Annotated in this window: 22 protein-coding genes and 1 pseudogene; 10 read left to right on the top strand and 13 right to left on the bottom strand. The window is 71.2% G+C overall.

Going from position 1 to position 20,918, the window contains the following annotated elements; genetic code table 11:
- Positions 1–101: 101 nt before the first annotated feature.
- Positions 102–1,595, bottom strand: coding sequence for an IMP dehydrogenase (locus ACFYX3_RS35830; protein WP_116164461.1), 1,494 nt, complete (start codon positions 1,593–1,595; stop codon positions 102–104).
- Entirely contained in the window at positions 1,592–2,368 is a 777-nt protein-coding gene (locus tag ACFYX3_RS35825) for a hypothetical protein (protein ID WP_389022901.1), read from the bottom strand. The genes ACFYX3_RS35830 and ACFYX3_RS35825 overlap by 4 nt, the downstream gene beginning before the upstream one ends.
- Between ACFYX3_RS35825 and ACFYX3_RS35820 the strand changes: the two are divergent.
- Together ACFYX3_RS35820 and ACFYX3_RS35815 are read left to right on the top strand one after the other, a co-directional pair.
- Positions 2,292–2,863: pseudogene (locus tag ACFYX3_RS35820) on the top strand (MFS transporter); the annotation flags it as partial. The gene ACFYX3_RS35825 and the pseudogene ACFYX3_RS35820 overlap by 77 nt on opposite strands.
- A 118-nt stretch (positions 2,864–2,981) precedes the next feature.
- Complete coding sequence (locus tag ACFYX3_RS35815) at positions 2,982–3,365, top strand: VOC family protein (RefSeq protein WP_389022899.1); 384 nt, start codon at positions 2,982–2,984, stop codon at positions 3,363–3,365.
- 59 nt (positions 3,366–3,424) lie between these two features.
- Here ACFYX3_RS35815 and ACFYX3_RS35810 read toward each other — a convergent pair whose 3' ends face one another.
- The 3 genes from ACFYX3_RS35810 to ACFYX3_RS35800 form a co-directional block, all read right to left on the bottom strand.
- A complete protein-coding gene (locus tag ACFYX3_RS35810; protein ID WP_389022897.1) occupies positions 3,425–3,565 on the bottom strand; it encodes a hypothetical protein in 141 nt (46 codons plus the stop codon).
- A gap of 105 nt (positions 3,566–3,670) precedes the next feature.
- Entirely contained in the window at positions 3,671–4,090 is a 420-nt protein-coding gene (locus ACFYX3_RS35805; protein ID WP_389022894.1) for a PRC-barrel domain-containing protein, read from the bottom strand.
- A 147-nt stretch (positions 4,091–4,237) separates the two neighbouring features.
- The gene (locus tag ACFYX3_RS35800; protein WP_389022892.1) at positions 4,238–5,350 is read right to left on the bottom strand and encodes an ABC transporter substrate-binding protein; all 1,113 of its coding nucleotides are present in this window, start codon (positions 5,348–5,350) and stop codon (positions 4,238–4,240) included.
- A 224-nt stretch (positions 5,351–5,574) separates the two neighbouring features.
- On the opposite strand from ACFYX3_RS35800, the gene ACFYX3_RS35795 reads away from it, so the two are divergent.
- The 3 genes from ACFYX3_RS35795 to ACFYX3_RS35785 all read left to right on the top strand — a co-directional run bounded on the left by ACFYX3_RS35795 (position 5,575) and on the right by ACFYX3_RS35785 (position 7,053).
- Positions 5,575–6,102 carry a hypothetical protein gene (locus ACFYX3_RS35795; RefSeq protein WP_382654111.1) on the top strand — a complete coding sequence of 176 codons (528 nt, stop codon included), beginning with the start codon at positions 5,575–5,577 and terminating at the stop codon, positions 6,100–6,102.
- A gap of 283 nt (positions 6,103–6,385) precedes the next feature.
- Complete coding sequence (locus ACFYX3_RS35790; RefSeq protein WP_376589319.1) at positions 6,386–6,553, top strand: hypothetical protein; 168 nt, start codon at positions 6,386–6,388, stop codon at positions 6,551–6,553.
- 44 nt (positions 6,554–6,597) lie between these two features.
- Positions 6,598–7,053: a DUF5709 domain-containing protein gene (locus tag ACFYX3_RS35785; protein WP_389022888.1), complete on the top strand. Its 456-nt coding sequence runs from the start codon at positions 6,598–6,600 to the stop codon at positions 7,051–7,053.
- 64 nt (positions 7,054–7,117) lie between these two features.
- Here the strand turns inward: ACFYX3_RS35785 and ACFYX3_RS35780 are convergent, their stop codons facing one another.
- Complete coding sequence (locus ACFYX3_RS35780; protein ID WP_382654117.1) at positions 7,118–8,284, bottom strand: PucR family transcriptional regulator; 1,167 nt, start codon at positions 8,282–8,284, stop codon at positions 7,118–7,120.
- A gap of 145 nt (positions 8,285–8,429) precedes the next feature.
- Between ACFYX3_RS35780 and ACFYX3_RS35775 the strand changes: the two genes are divergently transcribed.
- On the top strand, positions 8,430–9,917 hold the full coding sequence (locus ACFYX3_RS35775) for a long-chain fatty acid--CoA ligase (protein ID WP_389022885.1): 1,488 nt from the start codon (positions 8,430–8,432) through the stop codon (positions 9,915–9,917).
- Positions 9,918–9,965: 48 nt separating this feature from the next.
- On the opposite strand, the gene ACFYX3_RS35770 is transcribed toward ACFYX3_RS35775, so the two are convergent.
- From ACFYX3_RS35770 to ACFYX3_RS35760, 3 genes are read right to left on the bottom strand one after another with little or no spacing between them, the layout of a single operon-like run.
- Positions 9,966–11,117: an alpha/beta hydrolase gene (locus tag ACFYX3_RS35770; protein WP_389022882.1), complete on the bottom strand. Its 1,152-nt coding sequence runs from the start codon at positions 11,115–11,117 to the stop codon at positions 9,966–9,968.
- A gap of 34 nt (positions 11,118–11,151) precedes the next feature.
- Positions 11,152–11,577, bottom strand: a complete 426-nt coding sequence (locus ACFYX3_RS35765) for a tautomerase family protein (protein WP_389022879.1) — start codon at positions 11,575–11,577, stop codon at positions 11,152–11,154.
- Between the two features lie 28 nt (positions 11,578–11,605).
- On the bottom strand, positions 11,606–12,307 hold the full coding sequence (locus ACFYX3_RS35760; RefSeq protein ID WP_389022876.1) for an SDR family oxidoreductase: 702 nt from the start codon (positions 12,305–12,307) through the stop codon (positions 11,606–11,608).
- Positions 12,308–12,401: 94 nt separating this feature from the next.
- Here ACFYX3_RS35760 and ACFYX3_RS35755 point away from each other — a divergent pair, with 94 nt between their 5' ends.
- Positions 12,402–12,884 (top strand): winged helix-turn-helix transcriptional regulator, encoded by a 483-nt coding sequence (locus tag ACFYX3_RS35755; RefSeq protein ID WP_389022970.1) that lies wholly within the window; start codon positions 12,402–12,404, stop codon positions 12,882–12,884.
- Between the two features lie 34 nt (positions 12,885–12,918).
- Here ACFYX3_RS35755 and ACFYX3_RS35750 read toward each other — a convergent pair whose 3' ends face one another.
- From ACFYX3_RS35750 to ACFYX3_RS35735, 4 genes are all read right to left on the bottom strand, one after another.
- Positions 12,919–14,130 (bottom strand): helix-turn-helix domain-containing protein, encoded by a 1,212-nt coding sequence (locus ACFYX3_RS35750; protein WP_389022873.1) that lies wholly within the window; start codon positions 14,128–14,130, stop codon positions 12,919–12,921.
- A 214-nt stretch (positions 14,131–14,344) separates the two neighbouring features.
- Complete coding sequence (locus tag ACFYX3_RS35745) at positions 14,345–15,286, bottom strand: hypothetical protein (RefSeq protein WP_389022870.1); 942 nt, start codon at positions 15,284–15,286, stop codon at positions 14,345–14,347.
- A 44-nt stretch (positions 15,287–15,330) separates the two neighbouring features.
- Positions 15,331–16,893, bottom strand: coding sequence for a DUF6801 domain-containing protein (locus ACFYX3_RS35740; protein WP_389022867.1), 1,563 nt, complete (start codon positions 16,891–16,893; stop codon positions 15,331–15,333).
- A 189-nt stretch (positions 16,894–17,082) separates the two neighbouring features.
- The gene (locus ACFYX3_RS35735; RefSeq protein WP_389022864.1) at positions 17,083–17,712 is read right to left on the bottom strand and encodes a hypothetical protein; all 630 of its coding nucleotides are present in this window, start codon (positions 17,710–17,712) and stop codon (positions 17,083–17,085) included.
- Positions 17,713–18,334: 622 nt separating this feature from the next.
- Between ACFYX3_RS35735 and ACFYX3_RS35730 the strand changes: the two genes are divergently transcribed.
- The 3 genes from ACFYX3_RS35730 to ACFYX3_RS35720 are packed head-to-tail and all read left to right on the top strand — an operon-like array spanning position 18,335 to position 20,918.
- Positions 18,335–19,345, top strand: a complete 1,011-nt coding sequence (locus ACFYX3_RS35730; RefSeq protein WP_116164490.1) for an ATP-binding cassette domain-containing protein — start codon at positions 18,335–18,337, stop codon at positions 19,343–19,345.
- Positions 19,342–20,106: an MlaE family ABC transporter permease gene (locus tag ACFYX3_RS35725; protein ID WP_389022859.1), complete on the top strand. Its 765-nt coding sequence runs from the start codon at positions 19,342–19,344 to the stop codon at positions 20,104–20,106. The genes ACFYX3_RS35730 and ACFYX3_RS35725 overlap by 4 nt, the downstream gene beginning before the upstream one ends.
- 5 nt (positions 20,107–20,111) lie before the next feature.
- Positions 20,112–20,918 carry an ABC transporter permease gene (locus tag ACFYX3_RS35720; RefSeq protein WP_116164494.1) on the top strand — a complete coding sequence of 269 codons (807 nt, stop codon included), beginning with the start codon at positions 20,112–20,114 and terminating at the stop codon, positions 20,916–20,918.

Genomic DNA, 20,918 nt, shown 5'->3' with positions numbered 1-20,918 from the left:
CGGTTCCTGACACGACGGCGGCCCCGGGCCGGCCGACCCTCACCGGGGTCGGGGCACGGGGCCGCGGTCGTCAGGCCGCAGTCCGGGATCGGACCGTCGGATCACTCACCCGAGTCGATGGTGGGCCGGCGCAGCTGCACCTCGGCGCCCGTCTGCTTGAAGGACTCCGCCGACACCGGGACGAGCACCGCGTCGCGGTGGAAGTCCCGCAGGTTCGTCGACCCGCAGCTGATCATCGTCGACGTGAGCTTCGCGCGGGTCCGCTCCACGTTGTCGTACAGGCTGCCCGCGTACGGCACGTAGCCGTCGACGCCCTCCTCGAAGGCCATCTGGCCGCGCTGGCCGTAGCGGGCCTCGTTCTGCGCGCGCCGCGAGCCCTCGCCCCAGTACTCCTTGTACCACTGGCCGCCGATCTGCAGCTTCCGCGACGGGCTCTCGTCGAGGCGGGCGAAGTAGCGGCCGAGCATGATGAAGTCCGCGCCCATGGCCAGCGCCATCGCCATGTGCGAGTCGTTGAGGAGACCGCCGTCGCAGCACAGCGGCACGTACACCCCGGTCTCCTCGGCGTACGCGTCACGCGCCTCGACCACGTCGAGCAGCGCGGAGGCCTGCCCGCGGCCGATGCCCTTCTGCGCCCGGGTGGTGCAGATCGCGCCGCCGCCGATCCCGACCTTCACGAACGCCGCGCCCGCGTCGGCCAGGTAGCGGAAGGCCCGCCCGTCGACCACGTTCCCCGCGCCGACGTGGACGTCGTCGCCGTACGTCTCCCGCGCGAACTCGACGGTCTTCGCCTGGTAGACGGAGTAGCCGTCCGAGGAGTCCAGACACAGCACGTCCGCACCGGCCTCCACCAGGGCGGGAATGCGGTCCTTGAAGTCCCGGGAGTTGATGCCGGCGCCCACGCGCAGACGCTTCTCCCCGTCCACCGTCGCCCGGTGGTACGTCTTGTGGGCCTGGTAGTCCCGCTTGAGGACCAGCGAGACGGCCCGGTCGTCCTCGAGGACCGGAAGAACGTCCAGGTGGTGCTGCCAGATCAGCTCGTTCGCCTCGGAAAGCGAGACCGAGGCCGGCGCGGTGACCAGACCGGCACGGCCCCGCATCCGGTTGCCGGCGGTCTCCGAGGCCCCGTGACGCTCCAGGTGGAAGTCGTCGAGGCTGATGATCCCGAGAAACGTTCCGTCCGGTTCCCCGTTCTCCGTGACCACGGCGACGCCCTGCTCGGTGTCGGCAAGCAGCCGGGAGACCTCACCCAGCGGCGTCGTCGGCGCCACGGTGACCTCGCTGGTCCGGAAGCCGGCCTTGTGCCGCTTCACCGCGAGGACGTCCGCGGCCTGCTCCTCGATCCGCTGGTTCTGGTGGATGAACGACAGCCCGCCGACCTGCGCGAGGGCCACCGCGAGCGTCGGCGACGACACGGCCTGCATGATGGCGCTCACCATCGGGGTCGCGACGCGGATTCCCGGCTCCTCGCCGACCCGATGCCGCACCAGCGGCGCCCCGAGATCCACATTGTCCGGTGTGCAGTCTTCTGTGGTCAGGCCGGGGATGAGGAGGTACTCGCTCAGCGTACGAGAGATCTCGGGAAGGATTTTCACAACGTCTCCAGCAAGGAGCCTGTGTGCCGGTCGATGAGGGAACGGCGAGGCTCGTTCGGGCAGTGCGGATCGTTGCCGGCCGGGAGCGCGCTGTCGGAAGTGGGCGCTCTGGAATCCTGAGAGCGGGCGCGCCCGGCGGGGCAGTGCGCACGCGCGTGAACCCCGCTGTGCCGCACAGGCGTTGACTTCCGTGACGCCATGCGTGATCTTATCGCACTCCCCGTGTGCGTCCGTCGGCGTACGGTCAGGGGACGTCCTCCCGGCCTGCGGGCCGGTCGACCGCGACACGCTGGGCGAGGACGCGCAGGGCGTCGGCGGTCGGGGCTGTCGGGCTGGAGCCAGACCTGGTACGTCACGCTCAGGGCGCCGAGTGCGGGGTGCCGCAGGCGGAGGTCGCCGACCGCGCAGCCGGAGACCTCGCCGCCCGCCCACAGCGTGGTGAACCGGTCGCTTCGCATGGTCAGATCACCGATGAGGTTCGCCAGGCGCGCGTCGGTCGGGAAGCGTCCGGTCGTGAGCCGCAGGGAGGCGACGTGGACGCGGGGGTGCGGGTGCTCCCGCGGTGGTTCGGCCAGGCCCTGTTCGAGCCGGGCGTAGTAGCCGGCGCTGCCCCTGCCGGGTGGGCGAGCTCCTCCCGGCGCACCTACGGGACCCGCAGGGTGGTCCCGTAGGTGCGCAGCCCGATGCGGTCGGCCGGGGCAGTACCTGTCGGGTGTACCCACAGCAGGTGCCTGGCTGCCGGAGGCGCCCGCCCCGACGGCGGAACCGCTCATCGCCGCACGCGCCGTCGTGGGGATCGCGGGAGCCACTCTGCTTCCGTCCGCCCTGGCCGTGCTCGGCGAACTGGTCGACGACCCGAAACGGCGGGCACGGGCCATCGGCATCTTCGCGGCGGGTTTCGCGATCGGACCGGTCCTCGGCGGTGTGCTCATCGAGCGCTTCTGGTGGGGATCGGTGTTCCTCGTCGACCTTCCCGTCATCGCCCTGTTCCTGGTCGTACCCCGGCTGCTCCTGCTCCTGCCCACGGCCGCCACCGGAGGCATCGACTGGTACGTCGCCTCCACCGCGATCGCCGGTGCCGGCTACGCATCTCCTTCGCCGTCGTCGCGGACACGGCCGTCGGCGCGGTCCCGCTTGAGCGGGCGGGTGTGGCGGACGCGACGGCCGGCCACACCAGGTCCGCCTTCCTCACCGGCCTGCACGCGGCCGTGGCCACAGCGGCCCTGCTGCATCTCGCCCTCGGCCTGATCGCCCTCCGCGTCCTGCCCCACGTGGGGGCGACCGTCAGCGTCGGACGAGAACCGCCGCGTCGTAGCGTTGGCTGCGAACGACGTACGGACGCAACTCGGTGCTCTCCGGCGCGGAGATACAGGAAGGCTCGGACGAATGGTTTCGGTACTGCAGAACGTGGCGGTCGACTGCGCGGACGCCTATGAGCTGGCCCGCTTCTGGAGCGGGGTGACAGGCCGTCCGCTGCATCCGGACGACAGACCGGGTTCGCGGGAGACGCAAGTGCTCCTCGCGGACGGTCCGGTGCTGTACTTCAACCAGGTGCCCGAGCCGAAGACGGTCAAGAACCGGCTCCATCTGTGTCTGCGCCCCGAGACCTCGCGCGACCAGGAGGTGGAGCGGCTGCTCGGCCTCGGCGCCGCCTTCGTCGCCGACCACCGGAACCCGGACGGTACGGGCTGGGCGGTCCTCGCCGATCCCGAGGGCAACGAGTTCTGCGTGCTGCGCAGCGAGTCCGACCGGGCGGCCGGGAGTCCCTGACGTTCACGCGCCGTGTCCGGCCCGGGGCGCGGGCCGGACGGGTGGGGACGGGGTGCGGGTCACTTGGCGCGTCCCTTGCCGGGTTCCTCGGGCAGGACGACGGTGTCGTCGGCCTCGACCTCGATGCGTTCCTTGCCCACCTGGCCGGTGACCGTCTTCTCCTCGGTGACCTCCTCCGTGCGGAGACCGACCCGCTCCACGGGGGACGGCCCGGGTCTCGACGACGGGACGTTCCTCGTGGAGGGTCACCTCGCGTCCGGTCTCGAACCGCTCGGTGCCCACGTGCATCTGTTCCTCGGACCGCGTCATCGCGACGTCGTCGGCCGAAGCGTCCGTACGGGATGTCCCCGAGACCCTGCCCTTGAGGCCGGCTCGCCGGGTTCGTTGGCCCGCTGCCACGCTTCGTCCCACGCGATGCCGTAGTACGAGTAGAGGCGCTGCTCCTCGCGCGCGTCGAGATGGCCTCCGCGGTCGACGTCGACGTGCGGAGCGTCCTTCACCCGGTCCTTCGGGTAGGGGGCCTTCAAGTGGTCGTCGACCATGGCGGCGTCCTTGATCGGCAGGAAGGACTCCCTGGTGCCGAACAGCCCGGTCTTGACGGTGACCCATTCGGGGCGGCCCGTGACGTCGTCGACGAACACGTGCTTGGCATCGCCGATCTTCTTGCCCTCCGTGTCGTACACGGGGTGATCTATGACGGTGGCGATCTGCTCCTGGGCGATCACGTTCACCCTCCTGATGTCGTCGTTCGTATGGCGACCAGCCAGGGGAATCGGGTGTAACCGCCCCGAACATCATTGATTTTGTCGAGAATTGTCCAGTTGGTCGTTTAATTGAAAGGTTCTGGAACCCGGTTCGTCGGCCCGCCCTCCTCAGCCGGTGTGGAGGACGCGCAGGCGGTCCGGGTCCGCCGGGTCACGGTCGACGACTTGAACGGGTGCCCACGTCCACTGCCACACGCCGATGCCCGGCGTACGGGAGAACCGGATCGGCCCGCGCGTGCCCTCCGCCTCGACGCGCGGCCACGCCCCGGCGACGGCCGCCCGCTCCGTACCGTGTGCACGGAGCGCCGCGGCGAGGACGGTGACGGTGTCCCAGCCCTCGAAGGCGACGAAGGAGGGCGCTTCGCCCAGCCGCTCGCCGAGTTCCTTCCCGACGCGCTCGCCGAGCGGGCCGAAATGCTCGGGCAGGTAGCGCAGGAACGGGATCCCGGCGCCGTCCTCACCCAGCGCCTCGGCCCATCCGGCGAACTCCGGCTGTCCGGCCGGAGCGCCGATCAGCAGCTCCGCGAGCCGCCGGTCGCCCCGCACGGCCCGGACGATCGGAACCGCCGGTTCCGGACTGCCGACCAGCAGGAGGAGCGCCGTGGCCCCGTGGTCGACGAGCGCGTCGCACAGCGCCTCCGGAGTGAGCGCGGTCGTGTCCAGTTCGACGACGGTGCCGCCCCGGGAGGCGAGGCGCTCCCGCAGGATGCGGGTGCCCGTCGCCCAGTAGACGCTCGGCTGGGTCGCCACCGCGATCCGGCTCCGGCCCGCGGCGAGGAGGCGGTCCGCGTAGATCCGCCAGCCGCGGGACTGGGCCGGGGCCAGCCGTGCGACCCACTCCGTCGGCTCCTCGGTGAGGGCGTCGAGCACGGCGGACGAGCAGAGGAACGGCACGCCGACGGCGTCGGCCCGGGCGGCGGCGGCGCGGGCGACGACGCTGTGGTACTCGCCCACCACGGCGGCCACGCCCAGGCCGGCCAGTTCCTCCACGGCAGCCGCGGCCCGCTCAGGATCGGCCGCGGTGTCGCGGACCAGCAGCTCCAGCGGTCTGCCGCCGATCCCGCCCGCGTCGTTGACCTCACGCACGGCCAGGTCGAGTCCCGCGAGGAGATGCCGGCCCGCCTCGACCCAACCGGGCCGCGTCAGCGGGACGAGGGCACCCAGGCGGACAGGTGACCCGTCCACGGGCTCGGCGGCGGACGGAGAAGGCGGCGTGTTCATCGGGCGGTGTCTCCTGGGGCGATGCGGTCGCGGTCCGCCCGGGCGCGCCGACCGGGGACGGCAGGTTCGGGCATGCCCGGGTGATCATGCCGAGGGTTCAGCCGAAGAGAAAGGGTCGGGGAGGGGAACTTCCCGGACCCTTCGCACGTTCCGGAGGGCGACCTGATCGTTTTCTGTATGTGACGCGGCGGCGGCGAGCCGCCGTCGGGGGAAGTGAGCAACCCGTGACCATGGTGGGCCTGTTCTGGATCGCCGAGGGCGATGTGTACGTGGGCGCGAAGCCGTCCGGTGCGGCGCCCGGGGTGCGTCTGACCAGCGACGGCGTGCTCGCGCTCGGCGACGGGCAGGCCGGCCTCCATCTGTGGGAGGACGTACGCGCCCTGACGGTGGACGACGTCCCGGTGAAGTCCCTGAAGCGGCAGGTCGGAGTGGTCACGGACGTGGCCCTCGACATGGTCATGAACCTGGCCCTGACCCTGGGCCCCGGCCGGCTCGGCGAGGCCCCGCCGTTGATGACGATCGACCTGGAGACGGACGACGGCGAGTACGAGCTGAAGGCCTACGTGGCCGCGGCCGTCGGCTACACCCCGGCCGAGGCAGAGCTCTCCCGCGCCCTCCTGTCCCGCCTCACGGAGGGCGCGGCGACCATGGCCACGACCCTGGCCGCGATGTCGGAGTGGGGCCGCACGTGGGAGGGCGGCACGCCCCGTACGGCCCAGCGGGAGGAGCTGCTGCGGGAGTGGGCGGGCTAGAAGGCCGTCACGGCGGGGGTCTCTTGTCGCGCCGGACACATCGGGTTGCGCTTGCCCCGGAGGCGGGGACGATGGAATGGAGAACAGGGATTCGACGCCTGTCGAAGGCCCCGCACCAGGAATGTGCGACCCGGACTGACGTGAGGTGCCGCCGGGCGGGGGCTGCGCTCGCCTCGTGCCGCCGGTGCGCGGTACCAGGACGGTACGGGGCCGCCGGTCCCCGCCTTGATCGGCCACACACCCGAAACGGCCGGCATCGACCGCACTCCCCTCAGGAGGCGTCATGACCGAACCCGACGATCCACTCGGAGTCTGGACAAGTCGGCTGCTCCGGCTCGGCGTCGGCATCTCGCCCGACGAAGCCCGGAGGTTCGTGCACGACCTGTACGCGCAGGCCCAGTCCGACCTCGACGAGGAGCGGGCGGAGGCCGACTTCAAGCGAGAGGAGTGACCCCAGGCGCGAGCCGTCGTCCCGCTGGAGGAACGGAGTTCCACATGACCGAGCCGGAAGCGTGGGGTGATGACGTCTACCAGCCCGACGGCAGCGAGGTCCAGGAGGACACCGGTGTCCTGGACTACGAGGACACCCTCGAAGGGCCGCCGATGGGCGACCCGCTCGACGAGGGGTACTCACCACCGGAACGGCCCCGAGGGGTCCAGCACACGGGGGTGACCGCGGCCGAACGGCAGCGCGGCGAATCCCTCGACGAGCGCCTGGCCGAGGAGGAGCCCGAGCCGCCCCTGCCCGACGGCGACGGCCTCGGCGACACGACGGACACCGACGGGGAGCTCCTGGACGACCAGGTCGGCGGTCGGCGCGCGGGCCGCCTCATGTCCGAGGACGAGGGCACGCACTCCATCAGGTCGGAGCTGAACGCCCGGGACCTCGGCCTCGCCGGCGGCGCGGCCTCCGCGGAGGAAGCCGCGATGCACATCATCGACGAGGAATGACTCCGCGGGGACTGACACCGCGAGGAACGACTCCGGACAGGTAGGGCCAAGCGCGAGCAACGGCTCAGCGCGCCCCCGGATTCCGTACCGCGAGGAGCGCCGCGCCGAAGTCCGCCGCCGCTCGCGGATCCGAGAGGGAGCGGCCCGTCAGCTCCTCCACGCGGCGCAGGCGGTAGCGGACGGTGTTGGGGTGGACGAACAGGCTCCCCGCGGCGCCACTCGCCGAGCCCGCTGCGGCGAACCAGTGCTCCAGGGTGCGCAGGAGCCGGGACCGCTCCGCGGCCGGAAGGTCGAGCACCGGCCGGAGGACCACCTCCATCAGGTGTGCTGCCTCGGCCGGGGCAGCGGCGACGACCATGGCCAGCGGATCGTCGTCGAAGCGGGCCACGCCGGGGCCCGTGCCCTCGAGCCCGGCCAGCGCGAGACGCGCGAAGCGCAGTGCCTGAGGCGTGTCCTTCAAGGAGTCGAAGCGCGGGCTGAAGCCCACACGGGCGCGCGTCCGGCGCAGGATGCGCAGACACGTGGTCTCCGCCGTCTCCGTGGGCAGGGCGATCAGGGCGAGCTGCTCGTCCGGCAGGAGCCTCCACGCCGAGGGCAGGTTCGCCTGCCGCAGCGCCGTCTCCGCTCCGGTGAGCGGTTCCTCGCCGGGAGCGCCGGCCTTCGCCGCGGCGACCGCGTAGGGCCCGTGCTCGGGCAGCTCCAGTTCGCGGGCGGCCTCCCAGAGCGTGCGGTCCGTGACGACGCCGGTGAACACCGCCGCCACCAGGGCCGAACGCCGCGCCTGCCCCTGTGACGTGAGCTCCGCTGCCGCCTCCCGGTAGGCCACGGCCACCGCCTCCGCGTACAGGCCGGACAGCTCCCAGAACTCCGTCGACTCCGAGAGCAGCAGGTCGCCGGAGACCTCGGGGCGCGTGCGGGCCTCGGCGAGGATCTCCGTCCACAGGAGTTGCGAGCCGATCCGGTACGCGTGGAGCGTGTCCGCGAGCGGAACCCCCTGCTCGGCGCGGAGCCGGCCCGTCTCGCGGGCCGAACTCGCGTCGGGAGGGCCGCCGAGGCGGAGGTGGCTGAGGATGAGGTCCGCGTTGGCCGTGCAGGAGCGGCGCAGGGATTCCAGGGGGATCAGCGATTCGTCCCTGTACGCCTCGACGTCCGCGCGGATCCGGAGCGCCATGCGCTCTCCCAGCTCCGGAAGCCCTGCCAGAAGCGTCGCCGCCACACCTGAAAGGATCATCTCCGCAGCTTAACGCCCTTGTATTGTGCTCTGGAACAATCCGGGAGGGCGTGCGTTGTCGCGTCGGCCATAGGTCGCGACCGTGGGCGCCTGCAAGATGTCGACGATGTAAACAGTCGGTGGTTGCGGGTAACGGAGGCGGGTCATGGCCAATCTGGCAGGGTTCCTCGTGGAGACGGCCGGGCGGCAGCCCGAGCGCCCGGCGCTGCGCCTGGGGGAGCAGGTCATCACCTACGGGGAGCTGGACGAGCGCAGTGCCCGCGCCGCCGCCCTGCTCCGGTCCGAGGGCGTACGGCCCGGGGACCGGGTCGCCCTGATGCTGCCGAACGTCCCCGAGTTCGTCGTGCTGTACTACGGCATCCTGCGCGCCGGGGCGGTCGTCGTTCCGATGAACCCGCTGTTGAAGACCCGGGAGACGGAGTTCCACCTCGCGGACTCCGGCGCGGTGCGGCTCTTCGAGTGGCACCAGGCGCCGGGCGAGGGCGCCCAGGGAGCGGCCGCCGCCGGAGTGGCGCACACCGCCGTCGAACCCGCCGCGTTCGCCGCGACGCTGGACCTGCACGAGCCGCTCGCCGAGGTCGCCGACACGGGCGACGAGGACATGGCCGTCCTGCTCTACACCTCCGGCACCACCGGCCGTCCCAAGGGCGCCGTCCTCTCCCACGCCGGGCTGCGGCACAACACCGAGGTCAACACAGTCCACATCCAGCAGATGACGCCGGAGGACGTGGTGGTGGGCTGCCTGCCGCTGTTCCACATCTTCGGGCAGATCTGCACGATGAGCGCGGCCGTGCGCAGCGGCGCCTCGCTCGTCCTGATCCCGCGCTTCGACCCCGCGGCCGTCCTGGCGGCCATCGCCCGCGAGCGCGCCACCGTCTTCGAGGGCGTGCCGACGATGTACGCGGCGCTGCTCCAGCACCCCTCGGACGCGGACGTCTCGACGCTGCGGATGTGCATCTCCGGCGGCGCGTCGCTGCCGGTCGAGATCCTGCACGGCTTCGAGCGGCGCTTCGGCTGTCCGGTCCTCGAAGGCTTCGGCATGTCCGAGACCAGCCCCGTCGTCACCTTCAACCACCCCGACCGGCCCCGCAAGGCCGGCTCCATCGGCACCCCCATCCGGGACGTCGAGGTACGGCTCCTCGACGAGAAGGGCCAGGACGTGGCCCCCGGCGAGATCGGTGAACTCGCCGTCCGGGGGCCGAACGTGATGAAGGGGTACTGGAACCGTCCGGAGGAGACCGAGGCGGCCCTCCCGGACGGCTGGCTGCGCACCGGCGACCTCGCCCGCTCGGACGAGGACGGCTACCTCTACATCGTCGACCGCAAGAAGGACATGATCATCCGCGGCGGCTACAACGTCTACCCGCGCGAGATCGAGGAGGTCCTCCACGAGCACCCGGCCGTCGCCCTCGCCGCCGTGATCGGCGTCCCGCACGCGGAGCTCGGCGAGGAGGTCGCGGCCGCGATCGTGCTGCGCCCCGGCGTCCAGGCGCTCCCCGACGAGCTGCGGGAGTACGTCAAGGACCGCGTGGCGGCCTACAAGTACCCGCGCAGGGTGTGGCTCGTGGACGCGCTGCCGCTCGGGCCCAGCGGAAAGATCCTCAAGCGGGAGATCACCGTACCCGTGGGGTGAGGACCTTCGGCCGTGCCGCGCGGGCCTCTCGCCGACGCGGCACGCGCCTCACTCCCGGGCCGGTTCCTGTTTGTTGCTCAGGGTCCAGTTCGCGAAGCGCTCGACGGCCTCGACGACGTAGTGGGTGCGCAGGGACTGGAACATGTCGAAGTTGTGCTGCGTTCCCGGGAGTTCGGCGTAGGCCACGGGCTGGGCGGAGTGCCGTCCGAGCTCGTTCGCGAAGTGCCGGGCGTCCTCGGCGAGGACGAGGGTGTCCAGTGCCCCGTGGACGATGAGGAACGGCGGGGCGTCGGCGTGGAGATGGGCGAGCGGTGAGGCGGTGACACGGCCGTCGTCGTCGGCGGTGCCGTAGTAGCCGTAGAAGGCGACGACCGCGTCCACGGAGGTGTCCGCGTCCGGGAGGCCCGGCTGGAGGTGCGGGTCGTTGGCCGTCAGCGCCGCCGTCGCCGCGAGGTGGGCGCCCGAGGAACTGCCGGCCAGGAGCAGGGTGGAGGCGTCCGCCCCGTACGCGGCACCGTGCGTGCGGACCCAGTGGATGACCCGCTTGACGTCGAGGAGCTGATCGGCGTACCGGGCGTGGCGGCGCAAGCGATAGTCGGCGCTGACGCACACCCAGCCCTCGGCGGCCATCCGGTGGAGCAGGGCACGGGCTCCGAGCATCTTGCCGCCCGTCCGGAAGGCGCCTCCGTGCAGGTAGATCAGCACGGGGGCGCCCTCCGGCGCGGACCGCCCGACGTAGACGTCCAGGAGCTGGCCGCGCCCGGCGTCGCCGTAGCGGATGTTGCGGACGCGGCGCACGTCGGGGCGGAAGGAGAGGAACGGCAGGAGCAGGATCCGTACGAGCGGCGGGCGGAAGCGCCGGTGCCGAGGCTGCCCGGGCCCGATGGCGTCCCGCAGCGCCGCGTCCAGTACGGGGCGTGCCGTGCGGGCCCTCACCGCGAGGGCGGTCAGTACGGCGGCGGGGACGGCGACGACCCCCGTCGCGATCCACCAGCCGGGCGTCCACGCCGTGGTGCCGACGAGGGTCGGCAGGGTCCCGGCGGCCAGCCAGTAGAAGGCCAGGAACGGCTGCTCGTTGATCAGGTGGCCCAGCGCGAAGCTCAGATTCCACGGGCTCGAGTGCCGCGGCCGGGGCGGGCGCAGCGCGAGGAGGCCGAAGAGCGTGACCATGGCGCTGGTGGTGACGAACGTGGCGGACATGGGCGGGGCCGTCCCTTCCGGTGATCCGGTGCGGTCAGTAGGGCGTTGCCGCGTTCTGCCGTGCCCACTGCCGTTCGGTGTCCGAGCCGCCCGGCGGAGGCACGAGACCGTTGATCATCCAGAGTTCCTCGCTGGTCTCGTCGACGTGGAACTCCCAGTGGAGACCGGCGTGCCGTTCCAGGTGGGGGTGGAGCATCTCCCTGATCCAGCGGGCGGTCCTGCGCCTGCTGTCCTGGTCGGGATTGTGCCGGGCGATGTGGTCGATGGTGACGCGGACCCCGACGGGGGCGGGTTCCCCGCCGACGTAGAAGTCCTCGGGCCGCGTCTCGTGGAACAGCGTGACCACGTAGAAGCGGGGCAGGCCCGCCTTCTCGTAGTGGTCCGCGATCGTCGACGCGAGCCGGTGCTTCTCCTCGACGGTGAAGATCCCGGGGGTGTGGTGAACGGTCCACAGGGGCATGGCGGTTCTTCGCTCCTTCGTGAGGGGGTCAGCCGGCGGCCGGGATGACCAGGTGGTCCACGGGCCCGGAGAGCGCGGACTTGACGGCGACGCTGACCTCGTCGGCGAGCACCTCCGTGTCCCCGGCCTCCAGGCCGTCGACGATCCGCGCGGCCACGTCGGCCGGCTTGGCCTTGCTCCGCTCGATGGCGGAGACCATGTCCGTGTCGATGAATCCGGCGTGCACGCCGACGACGTGCGTGTGCTGCGGGGCGAGTTCGAGCCGGAGCGAGTTCGTCAGGGACCACGCCGCAGCCTTGGAGGCGCCGTACGCTCCGCTGCCCGCCAGCCAGGACAGTACGGAGTGCATGTTGACCAGCGCCCCGCCGCCGTTCGCCGCGAGGACCGGCGCGAACGCCCGGGCCACCCGCAGCGGCCCGAAGACGTTGACGTCGAACGTCTCGGTCACCTGCGCGAAGTCGCCCGTGAGCAGGGGCGCGGGGTGCAGGACCCCCGCGTTGTTGAACACGATCTCGGCGTCGGCTGCGAGCTCCGCGAGGGCCGCCACCGACTCGGCCGAGCGGACCTCGAGCGCGACGGGCACCACCCGGGGGCGCTCGTCCACGTACGCCGAGCGCGCGGTGGAGTACACCTTGGCCGCCCCGCGCGCCAGCACCTCGTCCACCAGCGCGGCGCCGAGCCCACGCCGCCCGCCGGTCACCACGACCACCTTGCCCGCCACCGTCACCACGGCACACTTCCCATCTGAATAACGACCTCGTTAGTCAGATGCAAGCACGCCATGGCTGGGTAACGCAAGCATTAGTTACAATGCATGGGTGGCGATGAGGTTCGAGAAGCGATTGAGCGACCGGGACGCGTGGGCGATCGGCGACGGGTGCTCGGCCGGCCGGGTGCTCGACCTGCTGAGCACCCGGACGGTCTTCATGGTCGTACGGGAGTGCTTCTACGGCACGACCCGCTTCGAGGACTTCGTGACCAGGATCGGCACCTCCGCGCCCTCGGTCTCCCGCGCGCTCAAGCAGCTGGAGGCGGCCGGGGTCGTGGCGCGCACGCCCTACCAGGAGCCGGGGCAGCGGGCGCGCGACGAGTACCGGCTGACCCGGGCCGGTGAGGACCTGCTGCCGGTCTTCCTCTCGCTGATCCGTTGGGGTGACACGTACCTCCAGGACGGCCACCCCCCGCTGGCCTTCGTCGACGCCGACAGCGGCCGTCCGCTGAGCGTGCGCGTGACCGCGGACCCGGCACCCGATCCGTCCTCCGACGACATCGAGATCCGCGTCCACCCCGACTGGCGTCGCGACTGACACCCACCCTTTGCCACGGGGAGGCGTACGCGGATCAGTCCGGCTGCTTCCTGCCGTGCAGGTAGAGCGAGCGCAGGGCCGCTTCGAGGGCGAACCGGTGATCGGGATCGAGGAGCCGGTCGCCGAAGTGGTTGTCCAGGTTCCGCAGCCGGTAGCGCACCGTCTGGGCGTGTACGCCGAGCAGCTCGCCGACCTGTTCGGCGGGGGCCCGCGTGGAGACGTGGACGCGCAGGGTCTCGATCAGCCGCTCGCGCCGGGTGCCGGACAGTCCGTCGAGCGGGGCCAGTTCGCGCGCGGCGAGATGGGCCGTGAGCGCCGGGTCGGACAGCAGCCACAACGTTGTCAGATGCTCCTCGCAGTGCACGAGGGGGGCGTCCGCGACGACGCCGTCGTCGATGAGGGCCAGGACGCGCCGGGCCCAGCGGATGGAGTGCGCCGCCTGCACCGGCGGCACGGTCAGGCCGACGACGGCGGCGGTGCCGGCCAGGGCGGAGTCGAGCATCGCGAGGCGCTGCGCGGTGAGCGGGCCGGGGATGAGCAGGTGCGGCTCGGGGAGGGTGAGGTCGGCCAGGACGTCCCGGTCGAGGCCCGCCTGGACGAGCTCCGCGACCGGGGGCCGTAACGCCACCATCGTGCACTCGGAGGGGAGCTCCCAGGAGGCCTCCTGGCACAGCTCGGCGATGGTCGCCCGGGGCAGCGGCGGGCCCGCGACGACGAGGTGGAGCAGCTGTCTTCGCAGCGCCGCGACATCGGACACGGCCCGGGCCTGGACCATGAGGTACCCCTCGCGGGAGAGGGCCTCCAGCTCGTCGACGTAGGCGAAGAGGGCGTCCGCGAAGGCCAGGATCAGCGTGGGGGAGAGGTTGTACGTGCGCCCGATGCTCTTGGCCCTGCGTAACGCGATGCGCGCGCCGAGGCGGTAGGCGCCCTGCAGGGTGTCGAGGTCCCGGCCCTCGTAGGCCTCCACCCGGCCGAACTTCCGCAGCAGTTCGTCCCGCAGGGCCGAGTTCCGCCCGGGGTCCGCGACCCGCTCGACGAAGGCCGCCAGGGCCTGCTCGACACCCTGGCGGATCGCGTCCGAGTGGGGCCCCTTGAAGAGGTGGGCGTACACGGGGTACGCCCGCTGGACCTCCACGCCGATCTCCTTGATGAGGCCCGGGATCTCCGGTCTCATCAGGGCGGCGAACTCCCTGGGAAGCGGATCGAGCGGCTCGCCGACGTTCGGTGACTGTGCGATTGCGGGCATGGACCGATCCCTTGCTCTCCTGCGCGACCGGTGGGGAGCGGCGGGGCGGCGCCCCCCTCGTGGGGTGGGCGCCGCCATGGCCGTCAGGTGCGTACCAACGGGGACTGCTGAAGCTAAATCAACTGCTGTGTGCTGTACACAACTTGCGCAAGAGTTGGTGGCCCGGGAGCCCGCAGCGCACCGGAGTAGGCCGGGAATCGCCCCTGGGTGGCCGTTACTTGACGGCCGAGTGCCAGTTCCGCGAGAAGATCGTGCCGGCGTCGGGGGCGACGACCCCGGGGGCGAAGAGGCCGGTCAGGTAGGTCTGGGTGTTGTCGAGGGTGATGCTGTTCCTGCCGGCGGCGGAGGGCAGTCCGGTCTTGAGGTTGACCGCGCCGTTGACCAGGCCGAGGCCGAGGCCGCAGCCGCTGGCTCCCGGGACGGCGAAGGTCTTGTCGACCTGGGTGGAGCCGAGGATGTTCAGGCGGCTCATGTCGCCCTCCTCGTTCGCGGTGCCGTCGCCGTCGAAGCGCTCGACGGAGAACTCCGGGGCGGTGAGGTTGCTCGGGCGCAGCACGATCGGGTTCGACTTCGTGCCGATGTAGCAGTTGCTGCCGAGGAACGGGTTCTGGAGGTGGAGGCGGACCGGGATCCGCACGATCGGCATGTCGGTGAGGACGCCGGCGATCTGGTCGAACTCCGAGGGCGTGCCGACCGATTCCACGGTGGCGGTGATCTTGTTGAGGTTGGCGTCCGACAGCTGGCGGCAGATGTCGGTGATGAACGGGATGTCGCTCGGACACATCAGGCCGAGCAGGCCGCCGGGGACGGTGGCGGAGTCCGCGATGAGCGAGCCGGCGGGCGGGGGGACGACCGTGTTGGTGCCGTCGGCGTTCTGGATCACGCCGATCTGGAGGTTCGTCCGCCCGGTGAGGACGGTCGTGTTGCCGAGCTTGATGGAGCCGCTCGCGGACGAGGAAGACACGCACTGCGGCGACTTGTCGAGACCGTCGGTGGCGAGCATCGCGGGGGCGTCGACGGCGCAGCGGTCGAACGGCGCCCAACCGCCGTTCAGCTGAGGAGCGGCCGCGGTCGCCGTGCCGATGGAGACGAAGGCACCGAGCGCGGTCAGCGCGGAGAGGGTGGCGAGTCTCGTGCGGGAGGAGACGAGGGACATGGCGGATGCCTTCCGTCGGGGGGTGGGGGACAGGGTGGGTCGGTTCAGCGTTCGGGCTTGGGGACCACGTACGGCTGATGGTCTTCGGTGCATTGGCCCTCGGTGGGCACCTCGACGCCCACGGCGCAGGTCTGGCCCTGGATCTGCTTGATGTAGTTGCCGGGGCCCGAGATGGACGCGGTGAGGAGCCGGTCGAGGTTCTCGCCGCCGGCGCCGCAGCCCTTGAAGGCGGGGATGGTCACCTCGCCGGTGAGCGGGCCGCCGCCGGTGAGGACGTAGCCGGTGGCGTCGGTGCCGTTGATGAGCTGCCCCTTGCCCAGGAGAACGAGGTGGTCCCCGGGGTGCTTCGCGGGGTCGGGCTCCGGGGAGGTGAGGGACTTCTCGGTGCGGCAGGAAGGACCGACGTCGAGCCGGGTGCCGTTGACCCGGACGTCGAGCACGCGCAGGACGAGGCGGGCGCGGACGTAGGTTTCCGAGATGTTGTCGGGGAAGGCCAGGAGGACGTCCGAGTCGACGGTCAGGGGCCCCGTCTGCTCCAGGACCATGGTGGCCGTGGCGGGCGCGAAGCCGAACGTCAGGAAGGTGGCCTTGAACGGCGGGGTCTGCTTGCGCCCCTGGTAGGAGAGGTTCCCCGTCGACGGAGTGAGGAGGTGGAAGCTTCCGTCCGGCCGGGGATCGAACTGCGGCTCGCCCTGCTCGATCAGGACGCAGGACACCGGGATGACGTTGGCGCCGTTCAGCTTCCGCACGTTGGAGTAGCCGGTGATGTACGCCGACAGGGACAGGGGGGTCGGCTTCTCGGTCACGCAGGGCGGTGCGGTCGGCCGGGCCGCCGGCGTGCCGGGCGTGTTCTCGTCGGTCACCGTCAGGCCCTTGTCCCCCCGCTGCCCGGTCCGCGGGCCCTTCGGGGCGAGGCCCCTCCCGTCCGCCGTTCCCGGCCTCATCGGGACCGTCCGTCCCGCCGGGGAGGACGGCACGGAGGACGGGGCGGAGGAGGACGGCGCCGAAGGGGCGGACGGTGACGCGGGTGGTGTGCCGGGTTCCCCGCTGCCGGTGTCGGCGCCGACCGGGACGGTGGCGAACGGCGTCCGGTCCTCAGGAGGCCGGCCGGGGACGCAGTTGACCGAGAGGGACGCGGGGACGGTGGGCGTGGCCTCGGCCGTGCCCGGGGCGAGATCGAGGGCGAGGCCCTCGGCGGAGAGGGTCAGATCCCCTGTGGTGCCCGTCGTCAGGGTCGGCACGTCGCCGGTCGTGGTGAGCACGAGAGGCCCGTCGGCGGGGACGTCGAGCGACTGCGCCGTTCCGCTCCATGTGGCCTGCGCGCGCTGCTCGTTCTGGGCCACGCCGACGGTGAGCCGGGTCTCCGCCCGTACGGTGGGGCCCAGGGACGCAGTGAGGTCGGCCGGGGCGGGGAGTTCCACCGTCGTGGTGACGTCTGTGGGCCTGATCTCCTCGCCCGGGGCCGCCCGGTCGGGGAAGGCCGCCGTGATCCGCACCGTCGCGGGCTGCGGTCCCGAGGGCAGGGTGCAGACGTAGGGCAGCGCGGCGTCGACCTTCAGCGTCCCGACGGCGACGGCCGCCGCCGGAAGCAGGGGGGCGAGCGCCACGAACGCGGCGATCGTCGCGCCGCGTGCACGGACACGGGAAGGGCGGGGGGTGGGCCCGGGGCCTCTCATCTGCTGCTCCGCTCGGGTCGTTCGTGCGCCGGCGGGGGAAGGGGGCCGGCGGAGGGTACGCACAGGCCCGCGTCCGCCCGGCCGGGGTTGCCGACCGGACGGACGCGGGTTCCTGCGTCCTTACGGGTTGGAGCCGACGATCGTCGGGATCGCGGTGCCCGCCTTGAAGAGGTACGTGCCCTTGAAGGTGGGCTTGGCGCCGACCGGGACGGCCGAACCGCAGCCGGTCGACGAGACGACGGTGAGCTCGCCCGCCAGGCTGTTGACGGCGAGCGCGCCCGTCGAGTTGGTGTACGTGCCGGACGCCTTGCCCGTCACGCGGAAGACACAGGCGCCGACGGTCACCTTGGCGTCGACGTTGCCGACGTAGCCCTTGGTGACGCCGGTCGCGGCCGTGTAGTCCTGCGCCACGATCGTCCAGGGAGTGGTCGCGACGGTGGTCACGGGGCCCAGCACGCTGGTGCAGGGCGCCCCGCTGGCGCCGAAGGCGATGGAGTTGATGGTGCCGACGGTCGCCGGGTTGCCGGTGGTGCTCTGACCCGTGCCCGCACCGTTCGACTTCGTACACGTCATGGCGATGCCGTTGACGCTGAGGACGATGTTCCCGCTGTTGACGGCGGTGATGCTGGCAGGGGACGGGCTGACGGTCCAGACCGTGGAGGCCACCGCGGACGCGGGGCTCATGGTCAGGGCGAACGCTGCCGAGGCGGCGCCGGCGACGACGGCGAGGTTTCTGATCGGCTTCTTCATGGCTCTGGGACTCTCCTTGGGGATTGACCGGCAGAGGGTGGCCGCGGTGGGGGTCGAGCGGCCGGCGGCCCGGCATTTCTCGGCCGCGAAACCAGACGTTACTTGCGGGAAACTTAGCTGAACAATGGCGCAGCCCAAGATTCTTTGAAGATCTCGAATTGCCTGTCAAGTGGGTGAGCGGTGGCGTGAATCCCCTTGGTTCCGGGGTGCGTAATGTCGACATTTATGATCGATCAGACAAGGCCGGGCGGCGGATTCGCGCCTGCTGGCGGCTCGGGAGTCAGGTGGATCGCGCTCTTACTCTCGCCGGTGACAGGTCGACGCGTGGAATTGTCTCTCGGCTGACAAAAGACCCGCTGTTTGATTTCGGCCCGCTAAATCTCCGGATCCGGTATTGCTGCGAGAGGTTACTCAGCCGTAACGTTCCCCAGGTCGACGCTCGGTCGCAGGTCGGCGCGGCACTCTGTCTCCGCGGAGACAAGAACCGACCCCGACTTTGTCTGCGCGGTGACAAATACCGGATCGGATCAAGGATTTTGCGCCACACCTATTGTCCGGGTGATCGACACCGGCTTAACGTGCGCCCGCAGCGCACGCCCGACGCACGCTTGCTGGAGGTGGGATGGGAATCGAAGTAGTCGTTGAGGGTCTGACCATGTCCTTCGGCAAGCAGAACATCTGGCAGGACGTGTCGCTGACCCTGCCGGCCGGAGAGGTCAGCGTCATGCTCGGCCCTTCCGGCACCGGGAAGACCGTCTTCCTGAAATCGCTCATCGGGCTCCTCAAGCCCCAGCAGGGCCGTGTCCTCATCAACGGGGTCGACATGGTCAGCAGCCCCGAACGGGACATCTACGAGACCCGGAAACTCTTCGGCCTCATGTTCCAGGACGGCGCCCTCTTCGGCTCCATGAGCCTCTTCGACAACATCGCCTTCCCGCTGCGCGAGCACACCCGCAAGCGGGAGTCCGAGATCCGCCGCATCGTCATGGAGCGCATCGAACTCGTCGGTCTCCTCGGAGCGGAGGACAAGCTGCCCGGCGAGATCAGCGGCGGCATGCGCAAGCGCGCCGGACTGGCCAGGGCGCTCGTCCTCGATCCCCAGATCGTGCTGTGCGACGAACCGGACTCCGGTCTCGACCCCGTCCGCACCGCCTATCTGTCCCAGCTCCTCATCGACCTCAACGCGCGGATCGACGCGACGATGCTGATCGTCACCCACAACCTCGACATCGCCGCCACCGTCCCCGACAACATGGGGATGTTCTTCCGCCGCAGGCTCGTCACCTTCGGCCCCCGCGAGGTCCTCCTCACCAGCGACGAACCGGTGGTGACCCAGTTCCTCGCCGGCCGCCGCGAAGGCCCCATCGGCATGTCCGAGGAGAAGGACGCCGCCCTGCTCGCCGCCGAGGCGGCCGGCCCCGCCGCCCACCCGTCGGCGCCCCGCGTCATCGTCCCGCAGCTGGAGCCCTCACCCGGCCTCCCGCCCCGCGCGGCCGTCACCCGGCGGCGCGAGCGCGTCCTCGGCATGCTCGACCAGCTCCCGCCCGCCGCCCGCGCCGCCATCCGCGACACCTACGCGCACCACGCGGCAGCGCCCACCCTCACCCTGCCGGCCCCGGGGAGCGGCTCGTGATCACCGGCGCGCTGCGGCAGACCGGCCGTCTCTTCGCCCTCGCCGTCGAGGTGAGCCGGGCCGTCTTCCGGCGGCCCTTCCAACTCCGGGAGTTCGTCGAACAGTTCTGGTTCGTCGCCAGCGTCACCATCCTGCCCGCCGCGCTCGTCTCCATCCCGTTCGGCGCCGTCATCGCCCTCCAGGTCGGCTCGCTCACCCAGCAGCTGGGAGCCCAGTCGTTCACCGGCGGCGCCAGCGTCCTCGCCGTCATCCAGCAGGCCAGCCCCCTCATCGTGGCCCTCCTGATCGCCGGCGCCGGCGGCTCCGCCATCTGCGCCGACCTCGGCTCCCGCAAGATCAGGGAGGAGCTCGACGCGATGGAGGTCATGGGCGTCTCGCCCGTCCAGCGACTCGTCGTGCCCCGCGTCCTCGCCACCATGGCCGTCGCCGTGCTCCTCAACGGCATGGTCTCCGTCGTCGGCACACTGGGCGGCTACTTCTTCAACATCGTCCTCCAGGGCGGCACCCCCGGCGCGTACCTCTCCAGCTTCTCCGCCCTCGCCCAGCTCCCCGACCTCTACATCAGCGAACTCAAGGCCCTGGTCTTCGGGTTCATCGCCGGCATCGTCGCCGCCTACCGCGGGCTCAACCCGCGCGGCGGACCGAAGGGCGTCGGCGACGCCGTCAACCAGTCCGTCGTCATCACCTTCATGCTGCTGTTCTTCGTGAACATGGTGCTCACGGGCATCTACCTGCAGATCGTCCCGCCGAAGGGAGGCTGAGACCGATGGCCTCCCCGTTCGTCTGGCTCGACCGGTCCGGCGACCAGCTCCTGTTCTACCTCAGGGCCCTGCTCTGGATCCCGCGCACGCTGCGCCGCTACCTCAGGGAGGTGCAACGGCTGCTCGCCGAGGTCGCGTTCGGCTCAGGCGGCCTCGGCGTCATCGGCGGCACCATCGGCGTCATGATCGCGATGACGCTGTTCACCGGAACCGTCGTCGGCCTCCAGGGCTACGCGGCCCTCGAACAGATCGGCACCGCAGCCTTCACCGGCTTCGTGTCCGCCTACTTCAACACCCGCGAGATCGCCCCGCTCGTCGCCGGACTCGCCCTCTCCGCGACCGTCGGCGCCGGCTTCACCGCCCAGCTCGGCGCCATGCGCATCAACGAAGAGGTCGACGCCCTCGAAGGCATGGGCATCCGCTCCATGCCGTACCTGGTCACCACCCGCATCATCGCCGGCGTCGTCGCCATCGTCCCGCTCTACGCGGTCGGCCTGCTCTCCTCCTACCTGGCCTCCCGCTACGTCACGGTCCTCTTCAACGGCCAGTCCCAGGGCACGTACGACCACTACTTCAACCTCTTCCTGTCACCGACGGACGTCCTCCTCTCGGTGCTCAAAGTGCTGATCTTCAGCGTGATGGTGATCATCGCCCACTGCTACTACGGCTTCCGCGCCTCCGGCGGCCCCGCCGGCGTCGGCATCGCCGTCGGCCGCTCCGTACGCAACGCGATCGTCCTGATCAGCGTCACCGACTTCTTCCTGTCGCTGGCCCTCTGGGGCGCGACCACGACCGTGAAGGTGGCGGGGTGA

This window comes from Streptomyces sp. NPDC002463 (assembly GCF_042889835.1).
Taxonomy (GTDB): domain Bacteria; phylum Actinomycetota; class Actinomycetes; order Streptomycetales; family Streptomycetaceae; genus Streptomyces; species Streptomyces nymphaeiformis.
This window is presented reverse-complemented; position numbering and strand designations above follow the sequence as displayed.

Coding starts and splice junctions, on each gene's coding strand:
- ACFYX3_RS35825 (WP_389022901.1), bottom strand. CDS start 2,368: ATGAGCGGTTCCGCCGTCGGGGCGGGCGCCTCCGGCAGCCAGGCACCT.
- ACFYX3_RS35815 (WP_389022899.1), top strand. CDS start 2,982: ATGGTTTCGGTACTGCAGAACGTGGCGGTCGACTGCGCGGACGCCTAT.
- ACFYX3_RS35800 (WP_389022892.1), bottom strand. CDS start 5,350: ATGAACACGCCGCCTTCTCCGTCCGCCGCCGAGCCCGTGGACGGGTCA.
- ACFYX3_RS35790 (WP_376589319.1), top strand. CDS start 6,386: ATGACCGAACCCGACGATCCACTCGGAGTCTGGACAAGTCGGCTGCTC.
- ACFYX3_RS35785 (WP_389022888.1), top strand. CDS start 6,598: ATGACCGAGCCGGAAGCGTGGGGTGATGACGTCTACCAGCCCGACGGC.
- ACFYX3_RS35780 (WP_382654117.1), bottom strand. CDS start 8,284: ATGATCCTTTCAGGTGTGGCGGCGACGCTTCTGGCAGGGCTTCCGGAG.
- ACFYX3_RS35775 (WP_389022885.1), top strand. CDS start 8,430: ATGGCCAATCTGGCAGGGTTCCTCGTGGAGACGGCCGGGCGGCAGCCC.
- ACFYX3_RS35770 (WP_389022882.1), bottom strand. CDS start 11,117: ATGTCCGCCACGTTCGTCACCACCAGCGCCATGGTCACGCTCTTCGGC.
- ACFYX3_RS35765 (WP_389022879.1), bottom strand. CDS start 11,577: ATGCCCCTGTGGACCGTTCACCACACCCCCGGGATCTTCACCGTCGAG.
- ACFYX3_RS35755 (WP_389022970.1), top strand. CDS start 12,402: ATGAGGTTCGAGAAGCGATTGAGCGACCGGGACGCGTGGGCGATCGGC.
- ACFYX3_RS35750 (WP_389022873.1), bottom strand. CDS start 14,130: ATGCCCGCAATCGCACAGTCACCGAACGTCGGCGAGCCGCTCGATCCG.
- ACFYX3_RS35745 (WP_389022870.1), bottom strand. CDS start 15,286: ATGTCCCTCGTCTCCTCCCGCACGAGACTCGCCACCCTCTCCGCGCTG.
- ACFYX3_RS35735 (WP_389022864.1), bottom strand. CDS start 17,712: ATGAAGAAGCCGATCAGAAACCTCGCCGTCGTCGCCGGCGCCGCCTCG.
- ACFYX3_RS35730 (WP_116164490.1), top strand. CDS start 18,335: ATGGGAATCGAAGTAGTCGTTGAGGGTCTGACCATGTCCTTCGGCAAG.
- ACFYX3_RS35720 (WP_116164494.1), top strand. CDS start 20,112: ATGGCCTCCCCGTTCGTCTGGCTCGACCGGTCCGGCGACCAGCTCCTG.